This window comes from Pseudomonas sp. FYR_5 (genome assembly GCF_043106315.1).
In the GTDB taxonomy this organism is placed as follows: domain Bacteria; phylum Pseudomonadota; class Gammaproteobacteria; order Pseudomonadales; family Pseudomonadaceae; genus Aquipseudomonas; species Aquipseudomonas putida_Y.
Genome location: NZ_JBICMK010000020.1, coordinates 86,184 through 107,207, shown reverse-complemented (window position 1 = coordinate 107,207; position 21,024 = coordinate 86,184). Strand labels below are relative to the sequence as shown.

General features: G+C 63.0%; 14 protein-coding genes and 1 tRNA gene. 6 read left to right on the top strand and 9 right to left on the bottom strand.

All coding sequences use genetic code 11. The features are described 5' to 3' along the window. Nucleotides 1-51 precede the first annotated feature (51 nt). Nucleotides 52-127: transfer RNA gene (locus ACF8RA_RS02390), tRNA-Gly, on the top strand. Between the two features lie 27 nt (nucleotides 128-154). Here ACF8RA_RS02390 and ACF8RA_RS02385 read toward each other — a convergent pair. From ACF8RA_RS02385 to ACF8RA_RS02375, 3 genes are all read right to left on the bottom strand, one after another. Then, complete coding sequence (locus tag ACF8RA_RS02385) at nucleotides 155-802, bottom strand: hypothetical protein (RefSeq protein WP_392488521.1); 648 nt, start codon at nucleotides 800-802, stop codon at nucleotides 155-157. 444 nt (nucleotides 803-1,246) lie between these two features. Continuing rightward, on the bottom strand, nucleotides 1,247-1,762 hold the full coding sequence (locus ACF8RA_RS02380) for a DUF4880 domain-containing protein (protein WP_176682232.1): 516 nt from the start codon (nucleotides 1,760-1,762) through the stop codon (nucleotides 1,247-1,249). 447 nt (nucleotides 1,763-2,209) lie between these two features. Next, nucleotides 2,210-2,509 carry a DUF6124 family protein gene (locus ACF8RA_RS02375; RefSeq protein ID WP_176682233.1) on the bottom strand — a complete coding sequence of 100 codons (300 nt, stop codon included), beginning with the start codon at nucleotides 2,507-2,509 and terminating at the stop codon, nucleotides 2,210-2,212. Between the two features lie 87 nt (nucleotides 2,510-2,596). Here ACF8RA_RS02375 and ACF8RA_RS02370 point away from each other — a divergent pair, with 87 nt between their 5' ends. Further along, nucleotides 2,597-3,301 (top strand): LexA family transcriptional regulator, encoded by a 705-nt coding sequence (locus ACF8RA_RS02370; protein ID WP_176682234.1) that lies wholly within the window; start codon nucleotides 2,597-2,599, stop codon nucleotides 3,299-3,301. 440 nt (nucleotides 3,302-3,741) lie between these two features. Here the strand turns inward: ACF8RA_RS02370 and ACF8RA_RS02365 are convergent, their stop codons facing one another. The 4 genes from ACF8RA_RS02365 to ACF8RA_RS02350 are packed head-to-tail and all read right to left on the bottom strand — an operon-like array spanning nucleotide 3,742 to nucleotide 9,300. After that, entirely contained in the window at nucleotides 3,742-5,694 is a 1,953-nt protein-coding gene (locus tag ACF8RA_RS02365) for an acetyl/propionyl/methylcrotonyl-CoA carboxylase subunit alpha (RefSeq protein WP_392518747.1), read from the bottom strand. Then, on the bottom strand, nucleotides 5,691-6,506 hold the full coding sequence (locus ACF8RA_RS02360; protein WP_176682236.1) for a gamma-carboxygeranoyl-CoA hydratase: 816 nt from the start codon (nucleotides 6,504-6,506) through the stop codon (nucleotides 5,691-5,693). Before ACF8RA_RS02360 ends, ACF8RA_RS02365 begins: the two co-directional genes overlap by 4 nt. A gap of 3 nt (nucleotides 6,507-6,509) precedes the next feature. After that, nucleotides 6,510-8,117 (bottom strand): carboxyl transferase domain-containing protein, encoded by a 1,608-nt coding sequence (locus ACF8RA_RS02355; protein ID WP_176682237.1) that lies wholly within the window; start codon nucleotides 8,115-8,117, stop codon nucleotides 6,510-6,512. A gap of 19 nt (nucleotides 8,118-8,136) precedes the next feature. Continuing rightward, the gene (locus ACF8RA_RS02350) at nucleotides 8,137-9,300 is read right to left on the bottom strand and encodes an isovaleryl-CoA dehydrogenase (RefSeq protein WP_003251317.1); all 1,164 of its coding nucleotides are present in this window, start codon (nucleotides 9,298-9,300) and stop codon (nucleotides 8,137-8,139) included. A 320-nt stretch (nucleotides 9,301-9,620) separates the two neighbouring features. Here ACF8RA_RS02350 and ACF8RA_RS02345 point away from each other — a divergent pair, with 320 nt between their 5' ends. Then, a complete protein-coding gene (locus tag ACF8RA_RS02345) occupies nucleotides 9,621-11,303 on the top strand; it encodes an AMP-binding protein (protein ID WP_392518746.1) in 1,683 nt (560 codons plus the stop codon). A gap of 216 nt (nucleotides 11,304-11,519) precedes the next feature. Here the strand turns inward: ACF8RA_RS02345 and ACF8RA_RS02340 are convergent, their stop codons facing one another. Beyond that, nucleotides 11,520-11,681, bottom strand: a complete 162-nt coding sequence (locus ACF8RA_RS02340; protein ID WP_015271006.1) for a hypothetical protein — start codon at nucleotides 11,679-11,681, stop codon at nucleotides 11,520-11,522. Nucleotides 11,682-11,820: 139 nt separating this feature from the next. Here ACF8RA_RS02340 and ACF8RA_RS02335 point away from each other — a divergent pair, with 139 nt between their 5' ends. The 3 genes from ACF8RA_RS02335 (at nucleotide 11,821) to glgB (ending at nucleotide 19,521) form a co-directional block, all read left to right on the top strand. Further along, nucleotides 11,821-13,839 (top strand): alpha-1,4-glucan--maltose-1-phosphate maltosyltransferase, encoded by a 2,019-nt coding sequence (locus tag ACF8RA_RS02335; protein ID WP_176682239.1) that lies wholly within the window; start codon nucleotides 11,821-11,823, stop codon nucleotides 13,837-13,839. A 154-nt stretch (nucleotides 13,840-13,993) separates the two neighbouring features. After that, complete coding sequence (treS, locus tag ACF8RA_RS02330) at nucleotides 13,994-17,314, top strand: maltose alpha-D-glucosyltransferase (RefSeq protein WP_392518745.1); 3,321 nt, start codon at nucleotides 13,994-13,996, stop codon at nucleotides 17,312-17,314. Beyond that, a complete protein-coding gene (gene glgB, locus ACF8RA_RS02325; RefSeq protein WP_176682241.1) occupies nucleotides 17,311-19,521 on the top strand; it encodes a 1,4-alpha-glucan branching protein GlgB in 2,211 nt (736 codons plus the stop codon). The genes treS and glgB overlap by 4 nt, the downstream gene beginning before the upstream one ends. Before the next feature lie 207 nt (nucleotides 19,522-19,728). Here the strand turns inward: glgB and ACF8RA_RS02320 are convergent, their stop codons facing one another. Next, nucleotides 19,729-20,805: an autotransporter outer membrane beta-barrel domain-containing protein gene (locus ACF8RA_RS02320; RefSeq protein ID WP_176682242.1), complete on the bottom strand. Its 1,077-nt coding sequence runs from the start codon at nucleotides 20,803-20,805 to the stop codon at nucleotides 19,729-19,731. Between the last annotated feature and the right edge of the window lie 219 nt (nucleotides 20,806-21,024).

Sequence of the window (21,024 nt, the reverse complement as noted above, 5' to 3'; positions counted from 1 at the left end):
TCAAGGGGTTGACGCTGTTTTAGAAATCGCTAGAATGGCACCCATCACGACGCGGGAATAGCTCAGTTGGTAGAGCACGACCTTGCCAAGGTCGGGGTCGCGAGTTCGAGTCTCGTTTCCCGCTCCAAATTCGATTCTCAGTGCGTCGCTGGGATCAAAAAAAAGAGGCCTTCAAGGCCTCTTTTTTTTTATGCCTGAATTTTATATCTCGGCTATTTGCCCCGGTTTCGACCAAACGGTCGCTGGGGGCGTACCGAAATTGCAGGGTTTTCTGGGCAGGGTCGACGTAGCGCGTCAGTTGACCAGCGACATCAATTTCATAGCGGTCAATGCGACCGTCTGGACGTTCGCTTTCGACCAGATAACCACGTGCGTCGTAGCGGAAGTGGGTGTGTTCACCCCGGGCATTGATGCTTTCGCGCAAGCGGCCATGGGCGTCATAGTGATACAGCGTCTGGGCATTGCTGCAGTCGCGGTAGCTGAGCAACTGACCGCACGTGTTCCAGCTCAGGTACTTGCTCTTTTCGAGGGCATCGGTGACCTGGGTAACACGGCCTTCCGGGTCGTATTGGTGCTGTGTCTCGCGCCCCAGCGGGTTCTGCTGCCAGAGCAGATTGCCGTGGCTGTCGTAGCCGTATTGCCGAGTCCGTCCGGCTGTATCGGTGACCTGGACGGGCAGTGCCCAATGTCGCAAGTATTTGATGTGTTCGCTGCGGCCGAGGGGATCGCGGGTTTCGATCAAGCGGCCGATATCGTCGTAGCTGTAGCGCCATTCACCTCCTTGCGGGTCGATGCGCTTGATCAGCTGTCCCGCGATACATTACGCGGCTCTGGATAGTCCCTCTGATAAACCTCCTTGCTAATCCGCCTCCCCAGCGGATCATAGGCAAACACCACCCGCTCACGCTCGCCACTGCGGTACTGCTCCACGCAAACCAGCCGCTGTTCGGCGTCATACTCGAAATACTGCACCCAATTGCTACCGATCCGCTTCTCGCACAGCCGCCCAAAGGCTTTCAACCCAATTACTCAACAACCGTTCAAAGGTTTTCGGTTGCCCCGAGGGTTGTTGCAACAGCCAGCGAGGGTGGCGTTGGTCGAACAGGCGGATGTGCCTGTCATGTAAGCAGGAGGTGGTGCAAAACGAAGCGCGAGTCCAGGCGCGGCATTACTGTACCCAGGCTATCGAGCAACTGAAGTCGGGCATGCGCTCGGGCAGGGACTTACAGGCATGTTGAAGCGCTGATCAAGCCCAGAACCCAACCAGCACCAACGCCGCCACACCCAGCCCGACCGCAACAGAGCAGCCACCCAGCGACAGCGCCGCCCGGCCTTGCCGATACCAGCCGTCATGGCCCAATTGCCGTGCCGGCGCCAGCAGGCTGCGCCACCGTAGTTCCGTATCGTGAAACGCCTGCAAGTTCGCCGTATCGGCATCCAGCCAGCGGCGGAAGTCGATACGCTCGCACACCGTCACCTGTGGGCTCTGCAGGCGCACATACCATTGCCCGGCCACGCTCGCCAGCACATCCCGGCGCGAGCGGCCGGCTTGCAGCGCCTGGCCCATGTTGCGCTCGATACTCGCCAGTGGCAGGTCAAGGCGCACAGCAATGCTGGCGAAGTCCAGCTGATCGAGGCGGTTAAGCAGGAATACTTGCTGTACGCGCCGTGGTAGCCGCTTCAGTGCATGCAGCAGGGCATCGTCGGCATCATGCTCGGTAGCAGGAGTGGGGTGCTCAAGGGGCAGCAGCAGACGGGTCATGGACAGCTCCTTGCTCTATAAAGGGGAGGAGGGGGCATCTTCCGTGATGCGTGATCAGCGTAGATTAAACGAGATTGATTCTCAAGTGCTGATTCCGCAAAGTTTTGTAACGAGCGTTCACGCCCTGAAACACCTTTGCTATCATGCGCGCCATCACGATCTTCATTAGCCTGAAGAGCCAAAAAAAAGACCCGGCAAAAAGCCGGGTCAAAAACCGTGATTAGCCTGATGAGGAGATAATCTGAGAGCGACCTAAGCTTTCAGGTTATCCAGCGGATCTCGCGATCAGCTGAGTGCAATAATAATCGTTATCATTTGGCAGTCAAATGAATTTTCGCTAATCCGGTAAAAAAGTTTTACCGGCGCGCTTCCTTGTCCCGGCAATCGGGGCTTTTGCCGTTACCTGGCTATCACGTTCTCTCCCTTCTTTTTTGTCTATAAACCCGCTCACTCGGTGCGTTTGTGCTCCAGCAGTGCGCGAGCCATGTCCATCATGTGCATCAAAGCGAACGTCAGTTCGCGTTGGCTGCCGTGCTGGTGGGTGGCGGTTTCCTGGGCGGTGGCCGCAGCGCAGCGCAGCAGGGCGATGGCGTGTTCCTGGGCCTGGTCGCTGGTTACGCCCTCGTGCAGGGTCCAGATTTTGTTGTCCAGGGTAGGCCGTGGCGGGTTGGGGTTGAGGTAGTAGTCGAGCGCGCGGCGAGCGGCTTCGCTGTCGAGATCTGTTTCGTCGTTTTTCGATGGTTTCATCCTGATACCTGCTGGAGCCAGTAAGGAAGGGGTCAGGTCGATGGTAATACCTACAGTATTTTTATTCTTCCCGATAAATAATACTGAATGTTTATTGAGCGCTTGAAGGCAGTCCGTATCGTGCCAGCGATGAATATGGATAAATGGATTGCCCTCGTCCGTGACCGGATGGAGGAGCTAGGGCTCACTCAAGAGCAGCTTGCCGAGCGCGTTGGTGTGTCTCAAGGCAGTGTCGGTCATTGGGTGAACAAGCGGCGTCAGCCGAAAATCGAATCGATGAACCGCACGTTCGTCGAGATTGGCATGCCTCATTACAGCGTCAGCCTGCAGCTGCGTATCCAGGGGCAGGTTGGCGAGGAGCGCAGTGTTTACGAGATAGCAGACGATGATGAGCTCGACCTCATGCGATACATCGTTTGCTTCCGTTACCCGGTGCTGGGTTGGAGTGAGTTAGATGCTGCAACGGCTGTAGAGTCTCCTGTTTTCGAGCAGACTGACTACCTGGCACAGGGCAAGGCGTTCTGGTTAACCGTGGAAAACGACGCCATGAGCGCTGTCAGTGGCCGCAGTGTGCCGCAGGGCATGCGGATGCTGGTGGACCCAGGTGTAGAGGCTGAGGCGGGGCGCTTGGTTATCGCTCGTCAGCCGGGCAAACCGGCGATTTTCCGCGAGCTGGCCGAGGAAGGTGGGCAGCGTTATCTGAAGGCATTGAACAGTAACTACCCGGCGCTGTTGTGCGAAGAGGGTTGCGAATTTCTTGGGGTGGTCGTGCGGGTGCATGGGGCCTTTTGAAAGGGTTTGAGTAGCGGCGGCAACGGTGAACGGCGGGGGAAGTTGGCCAGCAGGGCCGGCCCTTTCGCGGGTGAACCCGATCCTACGGCGGCCTGTGCCCAATCACCAATGTGTGTCCACCCCCGATAGGAGCGGGTTTACCCGCGAATACGGTAGCGGCGGCAACGGTGAACGGCGGGTGGAAGTTGGCCAGCAGGGCCGGCCCTTTCGCGGGTGAACCCGCTCCTACACGCGGCCTGCGCCCAATCACCTATGTGTGTCCACCCCCGATCGGGCGTAGGAGCGGGTTTACCCGCGAATACGGTAGCGGCGGCAGCGTTGAACGGCGGGTGGAGATTGGCCAGCAGGCCCGGCCCTTTCTTGAGTAAACCCGCTCCTACGGGCTGTTCCAGGGGCGGCCTTGTGTCGCTTTAGAGCCGCAAGGCCGCCCTCGGGCACCGTTATTCCACCAGTTCGACCAGCACAGTCCCTTCGCTGACCATATCCCCCTCCAGGCAGAACAGCGCCTTCACCGTGCCGGCATGCGGCGCACGAATGCTGTGCTCCATCTTCATGGCCTCCAGTACCACCAGCGCAGTACCGGCTTCCACCACCTGGCCAGGTTCGACCAGCACCCGTACGATACTGCCGTTCATCGGCGCACCCAGCCCACCCTGGTGGCTGTGGCTGGCTTCAGCCTCGGCAATCGGATCGAAGGCTTCGATGGCATGCATTTCGCCATCCCAGTGCAGGTACAGCGTGCCACCCCGACGGATTGCCAGATGCTGGCGACGCACGCCGTTCTGGTCATGCACCAACTGCTCACCTTGTAGCTGCCAGGTGGAAGCAGCGCTGCGTTCCAGGGCCACTGCCTGGTCTTGGCCAGCGCTCACCAGATGCAAGCTGCTGCGTGCCGGCAAGCCCAAGCGCAGGCCGTTACGCCCGCCCCAAGGCGAATGGCGGTCGTCATCGCGCTGATGTGCCCCCTGGCCCTGAAGCCACGCCTCTGCCGCCGCTTCCCAGAAGGCTGCCGGCAATGCTTGCGGCGCAGGCAGCAGAACCGCCTGATGACGCGGAATGAATCCGGTATCCAGCTCCGCCGCAGCAAATGCCGGGTGGGCGAGAATGCGCCGCAGGAAGGCAATGTTGGTCTTCAGCCCGCCAATGGCGAACTCATCGAGCATGGCCAGCAAGCGCAAGCGCGCCTGTTCTCGGTCTTCGCCCCAGGCGATCAGCTTGCCCAGCATCGGGTCGTAGAACGGCGACACCACATCGCCTTCGCTAACCCCGCTGTCCACCCGGCGGCCCTCGCCGGGCGCCGATTCACGGTACAGCGCCAATTTGCCGGTCGCGGGTAAGAAATCGTTGGCCGGGTCTTCGGCATACAGGCGTACCTCGATGGCATGGCCGATCAGCGGCACCTGTTCCTGTGTGATCGGCAAGGCTTCGCCGCAGGCCACGCGAATTTGCCAGGCAACGAGGTCCAGGCCGGTAATGGCCTCGGTGACCGGGTGTTCCACCTGTAGACGAGTGTTCATCTCCATGAAGAAGAACTCGCCGCGGGCATCGAGCAGAAACTCTACTGTGCCGGCACCCACATAGCCGATGGCTTTCGCCGCGCGCACAGCGGCCTCGCCCATGGCCTGGCGCAGTGCTGACGAGAGGCCGGGGGCCGGGGCTTCTTCGACCACCTTCTGGTGGCGGCGCTGGATCGAGCAGTCGCGCTCGTTGAGGTACAGGCAGTTGCCGTGCTGGTCGGCGAACACCTGAATCTCCACGTGGCGTGGTTTGAGCACGTACTTTTCCACCAGCATGCGCGCATCGCCGAACGACGACTGTGCCTCACGCTGGGCCGAGGCCAGGGCGTCGGCCAGTTGGCTTTCTTCCTCGACCACTTTCATGCCCTTGCCACCGCCACCGGCGCTGGCCTTGAGCAGCACCGGGTAGCCGATGCGTTCGGCCGCGGCGCGGAAGGTGTCCAGGTCCTGGGCCTCGCCGTGGTAGCCCGGCACCAACGGCACGCCGGCCGCTTCCATCAGCGCCTTGGCTGCCGACTTGCTGCCCATGGCGTCGATGGCGCTGGCCGGTGGGCCGAGGAATATCAGCCCGGCCTGCTCGATGGCGCGGGCGAAACCTGCGTTCTCGGACAGAAAGCCATAACCTGGATGGATGGCCTGGGCGCCGCTGGCCTTGGCTGCGGCCAGCAGCTTGTCGACCAGCAGGTAGCTTTCGGCAGCCTTGGTGCCGCCCAGGTCGACGCGGATGTCGGCTTCGCGGCTATGACGGGCGTCACAGTCGGTGGCGCTGTGCACGGCAACGGTGGTCAGGCCCATGGCCTTGGCGGTGCGCATCACCCGGCAGGCGATTTCGCCGCGGTTGGCGACCAGCAGGGTGGTCAAAGCGGGGCGGCTCATGGGCGCGGCTCCTTCTTGTCAACGGTTTGCCAGGCAGGGCGGCGTTTTTCCAGGAAGGCGCGCAGGCCCTCCTGGCCTTCGGCGCTGACGCGGATGCGGGCGATGGCGTTTTCGCAGTAACGGCGCAGGGCCGGGCTGAGTTCGCCGTCATCCACTTCGCGCAGCAGGTCCTTGCTGGCGCGCAACGCTTGCGGGCTGTTCTGCAGCAGGTTGCTTACCCAGGCTTCGACCTGGTCGTCCAGTTCGCTGGCTGGGTACACCTCCGCCAACAGGCCCAGTTCGCGGGCGCGCACGCCAGTGAAGCGTTCGGCGGTGAGGGCGTAGCGGCGCGCGGCTCGCTCGCCAATGGCCTTGACCACGAACGGGCTGATCACCGCCGGGGCCAGGCCGATGCGCACTTCCGACAGACACAGCTGCGCGTCTTCGGCGCCAATGGCCATGTCGCAGCAGCTGATCAGGCCCAGCGCGCCGCCGAAGGCTGCGCCTTGCACCACGGCCAGGGTCGGGGCCTTGAGGCGGTGCAGGGCGTACATCAGCTCACCCAGTTCGTGGGCGTCATCCAGGTTGGTGTTGAAGTCCAGTTGCGCCGACTGCTGCATCCAGGCCAGGTCGGCACCGGCGCTGAAGTGCCGGCCACGGCCGCGCAGCAGCACAAAACGCAGGCTGATGTCTTCGGCCAACTGGTCGATGGCCACGATCAGCTCGCGGATCATCTGCGCGTTGAAGGCGTTGTTCTTGTCCTCGCGGCTTAGCCACAGGGTGGCGAAGCCGCGTGGGTCGCGGATCACTTCGAGGGTGCTGAAATCGCTCATGGGTCACATCCGGAAAATGCCGAAGCGGCTCTGTTCGATCGGCGCGTTCAGCGCGGCAGACAGCGCCAGGCCGAGGACGTCGCGGGTCTGTGCCGGGTCGATGACACCGTCGTCCCACAGCCGGGCGCTGGAATAATAGGGGTGGCCCTGATGCTCGTATTGGTCGAGGATCGGTTGTTTGAGCCTGGCCTCATCCTCGGCACTGAAGGGCTGGCCGCTGCGCTCGTTTTGCTCACGCTTGACCTGGGCCAGCACGCCGGCGGCCTGTTCGGCGCCCATTACGCCAATCCGCGCGTTGGGCCACATCCACAGGAAGCGCGGGTCGTAGGCGCGGCCGCACATGCCGTAGTTGCCGGCACCAAAGCTGCCGCCGATGATCACCGTGAACTTCGGCACCTGGGCGCAGGCCACGGCGGTGACCAGCTTGGCGCCGTGCTTGGCGATGCCGCCTTCTTCGTACTTCTTGCCGACCATGAAACCGGTGATGTTCTGCAGGAACAGCAGCGGGATGCCGCGCTGGCAGGCCAGTTCGATGAAATGCGCACCTTTTTGCGCGGCTTCGGCGAACAGGATGCCGTTGTTGGCCAGGATGGCCACCGGGTAGCCGTGCAAATGGGCGAAGCCGCACACCAGGGTGGTGCCGAACAGCGCCTTGAATTCATCGAACACCGAGCCATCGACCAGGCGGGCGATCACTTCGCGCACATCGAACGGCTGCTTGGCATCCGCCGGTACCACGCCGTACAGCTCGTCGGCGGCATACAGCGGCGCCACTGGGGCCAACCGCTGCAGCTTGCCGAGCTTGTGCCAGTTGAGGTTGGCCACACTGCGTCGCGCGATGGCCAGGGCGTGTTCGTCGTTGTCGGCATAATGGTCGGCGACGCCACTGGTGCGGCAGTGCACATCGGCGCCGCCGAGGTCTTCGGCGCTGACCACTTCACCGGTGGCGGCTTTTACCAGCGGCGGCCCGGCGAGGAAGATGGTCGCCTGCTGGCGGACCATGATCGCTTCGTCGGCCATGGCCGGCACGTACGCGCCGCCAGCGGTGCACGAGCCCATCACCACGGCGATCTGCGGGATGCCTTGTGCGCTCATGTTGGCCTGGTTGAAGAAGATGCGCCCGAAGTGCTCGCGGTCGGGGAACACTTCGTCCTGGCGTGGCAAGTTGGCGCCGCCGGAGTCCACCAGATAGATGCACGGCAGGCGGTTCTGCTGGGCGATGGTTTGTGCACGCAGGTGCTTCTTCACCGTCAGCGGGTAGTACGAACCGCCTTTTACCGTGGCGTCGTTGGCCACGATCATGCATTCGACGCCCTCGACTCGGCCGATGCCGGCAATCACGCCCGCAGCCGGCACGTCCTCGCCATACACCTCATGGGCGGCCAACTGGCCGATCTCGAGGAACGGCGAGCCTGGGTCCAGCAGGCGGTCGATACGCTCGCGTGGCAGCAGTTTGCCACGTGAGGTATGCCGTTCCTGGGCCTTGGGCCCGCCGCCCTGGGCAACCTGGGCGAGCAGGCCGCGCAGGGCCTGGACCTGTTCGAGCATGGCCGCGCTGTTGATGGCAAATTCTGCCGAACGCGGGTTGATCTGGGTGTGCAAGGTAGCCATGTGCGCCCGTCCCTTATGTTCAGCGGGTTTCGTTGAACAGTTCGCGGCCGATCAGCATCCGGCGGATTTCGCTGGTGCCGGCACCGATTTCGTACAGCTTGGCGTCGCGCAACAGGCGGCCAGCCGGGAATTCGTTGATATAGCCGTTGCCGCCAAGAATCTGGATCGCCTCCAGGGCCATTTGCGTGGCACGCTCGGCGGTGTACAGGATCACGCCGGCAGCGTCCTTGCGGGTGGTCTCGCCGCGGTCGCACGCCTGGGCCACGGCATACAGGTAGGCGCGGCTGGCATTGAGCTGGGTGTACATGTCGGCAATCTTGCCCTGGATCAGCTGGAACTCGCCGATGCTCTGGCCGAATTGCTTGCGGTCATGGATATACGGCACCACCAGGTCCATGCAGCTTTGCATGATGCCGGTCGGGCCGCCGGACAGCACCACACGTTCGTAGTCCAGGCCGCTCATAAGGACGCGCACGCCGCCGTTGAGCTGGCCCAGAATGTTCTCTGCCGGCACTTCCACGCCATCGAAGAACAGCTCGCAGGTGTTGGACCCGCGCATGCCCAGCTTGTCGAACTTGTTGCTGCGGCTGAAGCCTTTCCAGTCTCGCTCGACGATGAACGCGGTGATGCCGTGCGCACCCTTGTCCAGGTCGGTCTTGGCGTAAATCACGTAGGTGTTGGCGTCGGGACCGTTGGTGATCCAGGTCTTGCTGCCGTTGAGCACGTAGTGATCGCCGCGTTTTTCTGCGCGCAGCTTCATCGACACCACGTCGGAGCCGGCATTGGGCTCGCTCATGGCCAAGGCGCCGATGTGTTCGCCGCTGATCAGTTTGGGCAGGTACTTGAGCTTCTGCTCGTGGGTGCCGTTGCGGTTGATCTGGTTGACGCACAGGTTGGAGTGGGCGCCGTAGGACAGCGCCACCGACGCTGAGCCACGGCTGATTTCTTCCATCGACACCACGTGGGCCAGGTAGCCCAGGCCAGCGCCGCCGTACTCTTCTGGTACGGTGATGCCCAGCAGGCCCATGTCACCGAACTTGCGCCACATGTCGGCGGGGAACAGGTTGTCGTGATCGATCTGTGCGGCGCGCGGGGCCAGTTCGGCGGCGACGAAAGTGCGGACCTGGTCACGGAGCATGTCGATGGTTTCGCCCAGGGCGAAGTTCAGGGAGGGGTAATGCATGCTGGGGCACCTTCTTGTTCTTGAAATTGGGTTACACCATAGCTTGGGATCCAGCCCCGCCCCCTGTGGGAGCGGGCATGCCCGCGAATACGTCAGCAGGGTCACCGTCATTACCTGATCGGTCGCATTCGCGGGCAAGCCCGCTCCCACAGGGGGCGGCGTGGCGCCTCAAGTGGGTGTCGTTCATCACCTTTACGTTAACGTAAACCTGCAAGTAGGCACTGTCAATCCACTCGTCACCTTTACGTAAACGTAAATCTGCGCCAGAGTATTCCCGCTTGCTTCAGCCGTGCCCAAAACAACCACAAGAAGGGACACCCATGAGTCAACCAAGCTATACCCGCGGTCGCCAGGACCGACCCTTGCTGACCCAGACCATCGGCCAGGCCTTCGATGCCACCGTAGCCCGCTGTTCCGACAGCGAGGCCTTGGTGTCCCGCCACCAGGGCCTGCGTTACAGCTGGCGGCAGTTGGCCGAACAGGTCGAAATACACGCCCGCGCCCTGATTGCTCTGGGCGTGAACACCGGTGATCGTGTTGGCATCTGGTCGCCCAACTGCGCCCAGTGGTGCATCTTGCAGCTGGCCAGTGCCAAGGTCGGCGCCATCCTGGTCAACATCAACCCGGCCTACCGTGTGGGTGAGCTGGAATATGTGTTGCGCCAGTCTGGCTGCCGCTGGCTGGTCTGCGCTGAAGCCTTCAAGACGTCTGATTACCACGCCATGCTGCAGGAGCTGGTGCCTGAACTGGCCAGCACCCGGCCTGGTGAGCTGGCCAGTGAATGCCTGCCCGAGTTGCGTGGCGTCATCAGCCTGGCCGCCAACCCGCCTGCCGGCTTCCTGCCCTGGCACGCATTGGCCGAGCGGGCAGGGCAAACGTCTGTCGAGGCTTGCACAGCCCGTCAGCAAAGCCTGCAATTCGACCAGCCGGTAAACATCCAGTACACCTCCGGCACCACCGGTGCGCCCAAAGGTGCCACGCTCAGTCACTACAACATCCTCAACAACGGTTTCATGGTGGGTGAAAGCCTTGGCCTGACGGCCCGCGACCGTATGGTGATCCCGGTGCCGCTATACCATTGCTTCGGCATGGTCATGGCCAACCTCGGCTGCATCACCCACGGCAGTACTATGATCTACCCCAGCGACGCTTTTGACGCCGAACTGACCTTGCGCGCCGTGGCCGAAGAGCGCGCCACCATCCTCTATGGTGTGCCGACCATGTTCATCGCCATGCTCGACCACCCGTCGCGTGCTCACATGGACCTGTCGACCCTGCGCAGCGGCATCATGGCCGGCGCCACCTGCCCGATCGAGGTGATGCGCCGGGTCATCGACCAGATGCACATGGCAGAAGTGCAGATCGCCTACGGCATGACCGAAACCAGCCCGGTGTCGCTGCAGACCGGCCCGGACGACGATCTGGAACTGCGCGTGACCACCGTCGGCCGCACCCAGCCGCAGCTGGAGAACAAACTGCTGGACGCCGATGGCTGCATCGTCTCGCGCGGAGAGATTGGCGAACTGTGCACCCGCGGTTACAGCGTGATGCTTGGCTACTGGGACAACCCCCAGGCCACGGCGGATGCCATCGACCCGGCCGGCTGGATGCATTCGGGTGACCTGGCGGTGATGGACGAGCAGGGCTATGTGCGCATCGTCGGGCGCAACAAGGACATGATCATTCGCGGCGGCGAGAACATTTACCCGCGTGAGCTGGAAGAGTTTTTCTACACCCACCCGGCGGTGGCCGATGCGCAGGTGATTGGCATTCCGTGCAGCCGCTATGGCGAAGAGATCGTCGCCTGGATCAAGCTGCACCCTGGGCATAGCGCCACGGCCGAGGAGCTGCAGGGCTGGTGCAAGGCACGCATCGCACACTTCAAAGTGCCGCGGTATATCCGTTTTGTCGACGAGTACCCGATGACGGTGACAGGGAAGGTGCAAAAGTTCCGCATGCGTGAGATCAGTGTGGCGGAGATTGCGGCTGCATCTGCGGGTTGATGTGCGGGCGCGGCCGGCCTCTTCGCGGGTAAACCCGCTCCTACCAGGGACAGCGCCGCATTCAAGGCCGGCACGGTCGCTGGTAGGAGCGGGTTTACCCGCGAAGAGGCCGGCCCGATCAATGCAAGATCTTCACCTTGCCAAGCACCCGGTTATCCTCAACCTTTCAATGGAGCAGAGGAGATCAGCTGTTCATGCCGGTGCCGTGGTCTACCCTTAAGCCTTCACCGGTGGCTCCTGGCTCGGCGGGTCGCCCACTGTCGGCGGCACGGTCGGCTTGATCGGCAGCTCGTCCGGCTCTTCTTCCGGTACGGGTGGCGGCAAGCTCGGGTCGTCGATATTGGGATCGGGTGTCTCCGGTGGAATGGGAATGTTCATGGCCTGACCTCGCGTGGGTGGGTGAAGAGGTGCTGTAGGCTCTGACCGCTGGCAGCTGCCGTTCGCTCAATTATTTTGAACCCCCCGCCTGTGCCCGGCTCTGAACCCTTACCGCCACCAGCCTGAGGGAGCAAGGTCGATGTCACGAAACGAGCCCTTTGAAAGCGTGCCCATGGCGAACGATCACCCGGACCAGGCCATCAGCCTGTCCCAGGCGCTGCTGGCGCCGCGTATCGTGATCGAAGACACCCAACCCGTGCTCGACGCCGGCAGCTTCGCCGCCAAGGCCGTCAGCGGCCAGCCAGTGGCTGTCAGCACCAAGGCCTACAGCGACGGCCACGACCGCCTGGCGGTGATGCTCAACTGGCGCCAGGCGCACAGCAGGCGCTGGCATTGCGTGCCGATGCAGTCGGCGGGCAACGACCTGTGGCAGGCCGAATTCACCCCCACCGAGCTGGGCCCGCACCGGTTCAGTATCGAGGCCTGGATCGACCCGTTTGCCACCTATTGCCACGACCTGGAGAAGAAGTACCACGCCGGCGTCGAGGTAAAACTGGAATTGGAAGAAGGCCGTTTGATGCTCGGCACAGGCATCGAGCTGTGCAGCGGTGCCCTGCGCGAGGCGCTAGAGGCCTTGCAGCAGCGCCTGCCCACGCTCAGCACCGATGACCAGGTGGCCTTGTTTCTCGACCCGACCACCGCCCGCCTGATGGGCGAGGCCGAACACCGCAGCTACCTGACCCGCAGCCCTGATTTCCCCCTTGATGTCGACCGCCCGGCCGCATTGTTCGCCAGCTGGTACGAGCTGTTCCCGCGCTCGGTTACCGACGACCCGCAGCGTCACGGCACCTTCAACGACGTGCACGAACGGCTGCCGATGATCCGCGACATGGGCTTCGACGTACTGTACTTCCCGCCCATCCACCCCATCGGCATGCAACATCGCAAGGGCCGCAACAACGCCCTCAAGGCCGAGCCGGGCGACCCGGGCAGCCCTTATGCCATTGGCAGCCCGGAAGGCGGCCACGAGGCGATTCACCCGCAACTGGGCAGCCGCGATGACTTTCGCCGTCTGGTGGCGGCGGCGGCGGAACACGGCCTGGAAATCGCCCTCGATTTCGCCATCCAGTGCTCCCAGGACCACCCTTGGCTCAAGGAGCACCCGGGCTGGTTCAGCTGGCGTCCGGATGGCACCATCCGCTACGCCGAAAACCCGCCGAAAAAGTACCAGGACATCGTCAACGTCGATTTCTATGCGCCAGAGGCCGTGCCCTCGCTGTGGCTGGCCCTGCGCGATGTGGTGGTCGGCTGGGTCGAGGAGGGCGTGAAGACCTTCCGCGTCGACAACCCGCACACCAAGCCGCTGCCGTTCTGGCAATGGCTGATCGGCAATGTGCGCAGTCAGCACCCCGACGTCATCTTCCTCGCCGAAGCCTTTACCAAGCCGGCGATGATGGCGCGCCTGGGCAAGGTCGGCTACGCACAGAGCTATACCTATTTCACCTGGCGCAACCACAAGCAGGAGCTGCGCGAATATTTCGAGCAGCTCAACCAGCCGCCTTGGAGCCAGTGCTACCGGCCCAACTTCTTCGTCAATACACCGGATATCAACCCGTTTTTCCTGCACACCTCAGGCCGCGCAGGTTTCCTTATCCGTGCCGCGCTGGCGACCATGGGCTCAGGCTTGTGGGGCATGTATTCGGGCTTCGAACTGTGCGAGGGCACGCCGTTGCCGGGCAAGGAGGAATATCTGGATTCGGAGAAGTACGAAATCCGCCCACGTGATTTCACCCAGCCCGGCAACATCATTGCCGAGATCGCCCAGCTCAACCGCATCCGCCGGCAGAACCGTGCCTTGCAAACCCACCTGGGTGTGGCCTTCTTCAATTGCTGGAACGACAACATTCTGTATTTCGCCAAGCGTACGCCTGAGCGTGACAACTACATCCTGGTGGCCATCAGCCTCGACCCGCACAACGCCCAGGAGGCGCATTTCGAGTTGCCACTGTGGGAGCTGGGGCTGGACGACAACGCCGAAACCCAGGGTGAAGACCTGATGAACGGCCACCGCTGGTCGTGGTACGGCAAGACCCAATGGATGCGCATAGAGCCCTGGCACCTGCCGTTCGGCATCTGGCGCATCGAGAAAGCCGGGTAAAACCGGTCTGTAGCCTTTTCCCCTGTGGGAGCGGGCACGCCCGCGAACACCGGCAGAGCCGGTGCCAAGCACCGCGGTGGCTGATTCGCGGGCACGCCCGCTCCCACAGCGATGGTGCAAGAAGGGGCAAACATGCAATTGAAAGGAGTCGCACATGGCCAAGCGTTCCCGCCCGGCAGCCTTCATCGACGACCCGCTGTGGTACAAGGACGCCGTCATCTACCAGCTGCACATCAAGTCGTTCTTCGACTCGAACAACGACGGCATCGGCGACTTCGCCGGCCTGATCAGCAAGCTCGACTACATCGCCGAACTGGGCGTCAACACCCTGTGGCTGCTGCCGTTCTATCCCTCGCCACGCCGTGACGACGGCTACGACATCGCCGAATACAAGGGCGTGCACCCCGACTACGGCAGCATGGCCGACGCCCGCCGTTTCATCGCCGAGGCCCACAAGCGCGGCCTGCGGGTGATCACCGAGCTGGTCATCAACCACACCAGCGACCAGCACCCGTGGTTCCAGCGCGCCCGCCACGCCAAGCGCGGCAGCAAGGCGCGTGAGTTCTACGTGTGGTCGGACGATGACCAGAAGTATGACGGTACGCGCATCATCTTCCTCGACACCGAAAAGTCCAACTGGACCTGGGACCCGGTCGCCGGCCAGTACTTCTGGCACCGGTTCTATTCCCACCAGCCGGACCTCAATTTCGACAACCCGCAGGTGCTCAAGGCGGTGATCGGCGTCATGCGCTTCTGGCTCGACCTGGGTGTAGATGGCCTGCGGCTGGACGCGATCCCTTACCTGATCGAACGCGACGGCACCAACAACGAAAACCTCGCCGAAACCCACGACGTGCTCAAGGCGATCCGCGCCGAGATCGACGCCAACTACCCCGATCGCATGCTGCTGGCCGAAGCCAACCAGTGGCCTGAAGACACGCGTCCGTACTTCGGCGAAGGCGACGGCGACGAATGCCATATGGCCTTCCACTTTCCGTTGATGCCGCGCATGTACATGGCCCTGGCCATGGAAGACCGCTTCCCGATCACCGACATCCTGCGCCAGACCCCGGAAATTCCGGCCAACTGCCAGTGGGCGATCTTCCTGCGCAACCATGATGAACTGACCCTGGAAATGGTCACCGACCGCGAGCGCGACTACCTGTGGAACTACTATGCCGAAGACCGCCGCGCGCGCATCAACCTGGGCATTCGCCGGCGCCTGGCGCCCCTGCTGCAGCGTGACCGGCGGCGCATAGAGCTGCTGACCAGCCTGCTATTGTCGATGCCCGGCACGCCAACCCTGTATTACGGCGACGAACTGGGTATGGGCGACAATATCTATCTGGGGGACCGCGATGGCGTTCGCACACCCATGCAGTGGTCGCCAGACCGCAACGGCGGTTTTTCCCGCGCTGACCCGCAGCGCCTGGTGCTGCCGCCGATCATGGACCCGCTCTACGGTTACCAGACCGTCAACGTCGAGGCGCAAAGCCACGACCCGCATTCGCTGCTGAACTGGACCCGGCGCATGCTGGCGGTGCGCAAGCAGCAGAAGGCCTTTGGCCGCGGCAGCCTGCGCACCCTTACGCCCAGCAACCGGCGCATCCTTGCCTATATCCGCGAGTACACCGATGCCGACGGCAATACCGAGGTCATCCTCTGCGTGGCCAACGTGTCCCGCGCCGCTCAGGCTGCCGAACTCGAATTGTCACAATACGCCGACAAAGTACCGGTGGAGATGCTTGGCGGCAGCGCGTTCCCGCCAATCGGCCAACTGCCGTTTCTGCTGACATTGCCACCTTATGCCTTCTACTGGTTCCTGCTGGCCAGCCGCGATCGCATGCCCAGCTGGCACATCCAGCCCACCGAGGGGTTACCCGAATTGACCACATTGGTACTGCGCAAGCGCATGGAAGAGCTGCTGCAAGCCCCGGCAAGCGATACGCTGCAAAGCACCATCCTGCCGCAGTACCTGCCCAAACGCCGTTGGTTCGCCGGCAAGGAAGGGCCGATCGATGCCGTGCGCCTGTGTTACGGCGTGCGTTTCGGTACCGCCACCACGCCGGTGTTGCTCAGCGAAATCGAAGTCCTCAGCGACGGCACGGCCACCCGCTACCAGTTGCCGTTCGGCCTGCTGCGTGAGGAACAGATCCATACCGCGCTGCCGCAGCAGCTGGCGTTGTCGCGGGTGCGCCGTGCCCATCAGGTTGGCTTGATCACAGACGCCTTCGTCCTCGAACCGTTCATTCACGCGGTGATGCAAGCCTGCCAGGATGGCCTGCGCGTGCCGTGTGGCGACGGTGAGGGTGAATTGCGCTTCGAATGCACAGAGCCGCTGGCCGGCCTGGCGCTCGACGACGAGAGCGAAGTGCGCTACCTCAGTGCCGAGCAGTCCAACAGCTCGGTGGTCATCGGCGACCGCGTGGTGCTCAAGCTGATCCGCCGGGTCAACCCGGGTATCCATCCAGAGCTGGAAATGAGCGCTTACCTGACCGCCGCCGGCTTTGCCAATATCTCGCCGCTGCTGGCCTGGGTCAGCCGGGTGGACGAGCAACACGTGCCGCACCTGCTGATGATTGCCCAGGGTTACCTGAGTAATCAGGGCGATGCCTGGGGCTGGACCCAGAACACCCTGGAACGGGCCATCCGCGACCAGATGGAGCCCGTTCGCAACGACGGCGAAGCGCACACTGACGCATTGGCCGAACTCAGCGGCTTTGCGGCCTTGCTTGGCCAGCGCCTGGGAGAGATGCACCTGCTGCTGGCTGCACCCACCGAAGACCCGGCCTTCCAGCCGCGCCCCAGCGATGCACAGGACAGCGAGCGCTGGCGTGCACAGATCAGCACCGAACTGATCCACGCCCTCGACCTGCTGGCCCAGCACCGCGACACGCTGGACAGCGATAGCCAGGCCTTGGTCGACGACCTGCAGCAACAGCGTGACGGCCTGGCGCAGCACATCGACAAGCTGACCGAGCAGGCTCAGGGTGGCCTGCTGATGCGTGTGCACGGCGACCTGCACCTGGGTCAGGTGTTGGTGGTGCAGGGTGATGCCTACCTCATCGATTTTGAAGGCGAACCCGCCCGGCCACTTGAAGAGCGCCGGGCAAAACACAGCCCCTACAAGGATGTCAGCGGCGTGCTGCGATCCTTCGACTATGCTGCTGCGATGATCTTGCGCAGCGCGTCTGCGGTGGACCTTTCCGAGCCGGCGCGGCAAGCCCGGCAGCGGGTTGCCCGGCAGTACCTGCACCAGTCCCGGCATGCCTTTGTCGAAGCCTATGGCCTGGCCACCGCCGCCATGCCGCACGCCTGGCAGCACGCCGAGGGCGAGCGCGCGGCACTGGAGCTGTTCTGCCTGGAAAAAGCCGCCTACGAGATCACATACGAAGCCGAAAACCGTCCGAGCTGGCTGGCCGTGCCTTTGCATGGTCTGCATGGACTGATCAGTACCTGGGGAGAGTCAGAATGAACGTTACAACGCGTGAAAACGGTGGCCTTCGGCAACGGGACCTCGACGCCCTGGCCCGCGCCGAGCACGCCGATCCCTTTGCGGTACTCGGCCCCCACGGCGATGGCGCAGGTGGGCAGGTGGTCCGCGCCTTTTTGCCCAATGCCCTGAAAGTGCGCGTCCAGGCCCGGGATGACGGGCGGGTACTTGCCGAAATGGAGCAGGGCAGCCTGCCCGGGTTGTTCAGCGCGCACCTCGATGAGGCACAGCCCTACCAGCTTCATATCGTCTGGGCCGGTGGCGAACAGGTTACCGAAGACCCCTACAGCTTCGGCCCGCAATTGGGTGACATGGACCTTCACCTGTTCGCGGAAGGCAATCACCGCGATTTGTCCGGGCGCTTCGGTGCCCAGCCGACCCAGGTCGATGGCATCGACGGCGTGTGTTTCTCGGTCTGGGCGCCGAATGCCCGGCGGGTGTCGGTGGTGGGTGATTTCAACAACTGGGATGGCCGCCGTCACCCCATGCGCCTGCGCCACGGCGCCGGGGTCTGGGAGCTGTTCATTCCGCGTCTGGGCGTGGGCGAAACCTACAAGTTCGAAGTGCTCGGCAAGGACGGCATACTGCCGTTGAAGGCCGACCCGCTGGCCCGTGCCACCGAGCTGCCACCGAGCACGGCGTCCAAGGTTGCCGGTGAACTCAGCCACGCCTGGCAGGACCATGACTGGATGGCGCAGCGCGCCCAGCGCCATGCCTACAACGCACCATTGTCGATCTACGAGCTGCACCCAGGGTCATGGCGCTGCGAGCTGGACGAAGCGGGGGAAATCGGCCGTTTCTACAATTGGCGCGAACTGGCCGAGCGGCTGGTGCCCTACGTGCAGGAACTGGGCTTTACCCACATCGAACTGCTGCCGATCATGGAACACCCGTTCGGCGGCTCCTGGGGCTATCAGCCACTGTCGATGTTCGCGCCCACCTCGCGCTACGGCAGTGCCGAAGATTTCGCCGCGTTCATCGACGCCTGCCACCAGGGAGGCATTGGTGTGCTGCTGGACTGGGTGCCAGCGCATTTCCCCACCGACGAACACGGCCTGGCTCGCTTTGACGGCACGGCCCTGTACGAATACGACAACCCACTGGAAGGCTACCACCAGGACTGGAACACGCTGATCTACAACCTCGGCCGCAACGAAGTACGCGGCTTCATGATGGCCTCGGCGCTGCACTGGCTCAAGCACTTCCATATCGACGGCCTGCGCGTCGATGCGGTGGCCTCGATGCTGTACCGCGACTACTCGCGCAAGGCGGGCGAATGGGTACCCAACCGCCACGGCGGGCGCGAGAACCTGGAAGCCATCGACTTCATCCGCCACCTCAACGGCGTGGCTGCCCACGAAGCCCCGGGCGCGCTGATCATCGCCGAAGAGTCCACCGCCTGGCCCGGGGTCAGCCAGCCTACCCAACAGGGCGGCCTGGGTTTTGCCTACAAGTGGAACATGGGCTGGATGCACGACACCCTGCACTATATCCAGAACGACCCGGTGCACCGCACCTACCACCACAACGAGATGAGCTTCGGGCTGATCTATGCCTATTCCGAGCACTTCATCCTGCCCATCTCCCATGATGAAGTGGTACACGGCAAGCACTCGCTGATCGACAAGATGCCCGGCGACCGCTGGCAGAAGTTCGCCAACCTGCGCGCCTACCTCACCTTCATGTGGGCGCACCCGGGCAAGAAGCTGCTGTTCATGGGCTGCGAGTTCGGCCAGTGGCGTGAGTGGAACCACGACAGCGAACTGGACTGGTACCTGCTGCAGTATCCTGAGCACCAGGGTGTGCAGCGCCTGGTGGGCGACCTCAACCGCCTGTACCGCGAAGAGCCGGCGCTGCACGAGCAGGATTGCCAGCCGCAGGGCTTCCAGTGGCTGATCGGTGACGACGCGCAGAACAGCGTGTACGCCTGGCTGCGCTGGAGCAGCAGCGGCGAGCCGGTGCTGGTGGTGGCCAACTTCACCCCGGTACCCCGTGAGGGTTACCGCATTGGCGTGCCGTTCGGCGAGCGTTGGCAAGAGCTGCTGAACAGCGATGCCGAGCTGTATGCCGGGTCGAACGTGGGCAATTTGGGGGCAGTGGCCAGTGAGGCAGTGGCCAGCCATGGGCAGCCATTGTCGTTGGCCTTGAACCTGCCGCCGCTGGGGGTGTTGATCATGAAGCCCGCCTGACCGGTTGACCGCACTGGCCCTTTCGCCTGGAGCGGGTTTGCCCGCGAATCCGGTAGCGGCGGCAACCGTGAATGGGCTTTGGAAATTGGCCGGCAGGCCCGGCCCTTTCGCGGGTGAACCCGCTCCTACAACGGCCTGTGCCGAGCCACCGATGCGTGTGCACCCCCGATCAGTGTGTAGGAGCGGGTTACCCGCGAAGGGGCCGGCCTACCACCGCATCCGCACCCCAAGGCTGCCGATCAGCCCGTTCAGGTCATTGTCGTCCACATCATTGCTGTAATCGGCGCTGACGAACAAAGCCACCGAAGGCGTCACCCGCGCCACCAGGCCCAAGCCCAACTCCACCGTGGTCGAATAGCGCGAGCTGGAAATCTTGTCGACCTGGTCCAGCTTCACCTCATCGGCATTGCTGAAGTCATACCACACGTTGGTGCGCACATAGGGTTCGATGGGCATGCCGCGCACTTCGTAGCGCCCGGACAACTTGGCACCGACCCGGCCGCTCCAGCTCGGCTGGCTATCGAAGGCTTGCAAGGTCTCCTCCTGCACCTGGCTGCCAGGGAAGAATTGCTGGTTGATCAACTGTGCCTGGGGCTCGATAACCCAGTTGCCCCCCAGGCGGATCGGGTAACCGCCCTCAACCGAGAAGGTCATTGCGTGGCCACTGTCGTCCAGGCGCTGGCCGTTTTCGCCACGGCCCATCACGTCGATCCGCGATCCCATCGCCACGGCATCCAGGTGCCAACCCTGTTCATGGGTCATGCTCCAGTACACCCCCAGGCTTTCCCCGCTCAGGTTCACCGCTTTGCGCTGTTTGTCGCCCAGCAAAGGACGCGTGCCCTTGAAGCTGCTTTGCAGGTTGTTGTGCCCCACGAAAATCCCCGCGCGGTGCACATTGCCCGCTGCCGTTTCACGCACGAACAGGTCCGGGCCGATCATCAGTTGCTGGCTGGGCGCCTCCAGTTGTGCCGGGGGCAGCGCGCGGTTGCGGGCACTGGTGGGGAAGAACTGCGCCCACTGACTGGCAACCAGGTCGGGTGCCGCCTGCCGGTGGCGTTCGCTCATCTGCTGCGAAAACGTATTGAGGGTACCGAGGCTCAACCCACCGGCACTGAGCGGGTCGAGCGACAGTTGCGCCGCCACGGGCTGCTGCAGAAAGCCGGGGGAGGTGGGGTCACCCTGCAGTTCGTACGCGATCGTTTCCACCGGGGTTGCCAGAAGCAGCGACGTGGAAACCGCGTAGAAAATGCTGTCGAAGCGCAAGGGGTTCGAGGTGCTTTTCATGGCGGATCTCCTTTGTTTTTGTGGTGCAGCCCGAGAACCTGGCCTGTTGTCACGAGCTGTACGGCAAAAACAGTGGGCGACCCAAACCAGCACGCCGGTAATCGCAAGCGCGCACGAAGGCGCGAGCTAGAGGCCCGGCTCAAGATTTTTACAGCTTGGTATTGTTCAGCTAAGGAGAGGTCACCGCTTGCGTCAAGAAAGCGTGAATCATCTGTTCAA

Excerpts from the sequence above, each read along its gene's own strand:
- ACF8RA_RS02380 (WP_176682232.1), bottom strand. The coding sequence starts at position 1,762 with ATGACCCGTCTGCTGCTGCCCCTTGAGCACCCCACTCCTGCTACCGAG.
- ACF8RA_RS02375 (WP_176682233.1), bottom strand. The coding sequence starts at position 2,509 with ATGAAACCATCGAAAAACGACGAAACAGATCTCGACAGCGAAGCCGCT.
- ACF8RA_RS02370 (WP_176682234.1), top strand. The coding sequence starts at position 2,597 with ATGTTTATTGAGCGCTTGAAGGCAGTCCGTATCGTGCCAGCGATGAAT.
- ACF8RA_RS02365 (WP_392518747.1), bottom strand. The coding sequence starts at position 5,694 with ATGAGCCGCCCCGCTTTGACCACCCTGCTGGTCGCCAACCGCGGCGAA.
- ACF8RA_RS02360 (WP_176682236.1), bottom strand. The coding sequence starts at position 6,506 with ATGAGCGATTTCAGCACCCTCGAAGTGATCCGCGACCCACGCGGCTTC.
- ACF8RA_RS02355 (WP_176682237.1), bottom strand. The coding sequence starts at position 8,117 with ATGGCTACCTTGCACACCCAGATCAACCCGCGTTCGGCAGAATTTGCC.
- ACF8RA_RS02350 (WP_003251317.1), bottom strand. The coding sequence starts at position 9,300 with ATGCATTACCCCTCCCTGAACTTCGCCCTGGGCGAAACCATCGACATG.
- ACF8RA_RS02345 (WP_392518746.1), top strand. The coding sequence starts at position 9,621 with ATGAGTCAACCAAGCTATACCCGCGGTCGCCAGGACCGACCCTTGCTG.
- ACF8RA_RS02340 (WP_015271006.1), bottom strand. The coding sequence starts at position 11,681 with ATGAACATTCCCATTCCACCGGAGACACCCGATCCCAATATCGACGAC.
- ACF8RA_RS02335 (WP_176682239.1), top strand. The coding sequence starts at position 11,821 with ATGTCACGAAACGAGCCCTTTGAAAGCGTGCCCATGGCGAACGATCAC.
- treS (WP_392518745.1), top strand. The coding sequence starts at position 13,994 with ATGGCCAAGCGTTCCCGCCCGGCAGCCTTCATCGACGACCCGCTGTGG.
- glgB (WP_176682241.1), top strand. The coding sequence starts at position 17,311 with ATGAACGTTACAACGCGTGAAAACGGTGGCCTTCGGCAACGGGACCTC.
- ACF8RA_RS02320 (WP_176682242.1), bottom strand. The coding sequence starts at position 20,805 with ATGAAAAGCACCTCGAACCCCTTGCGCTTCGACAGCATTTTCTACGCG.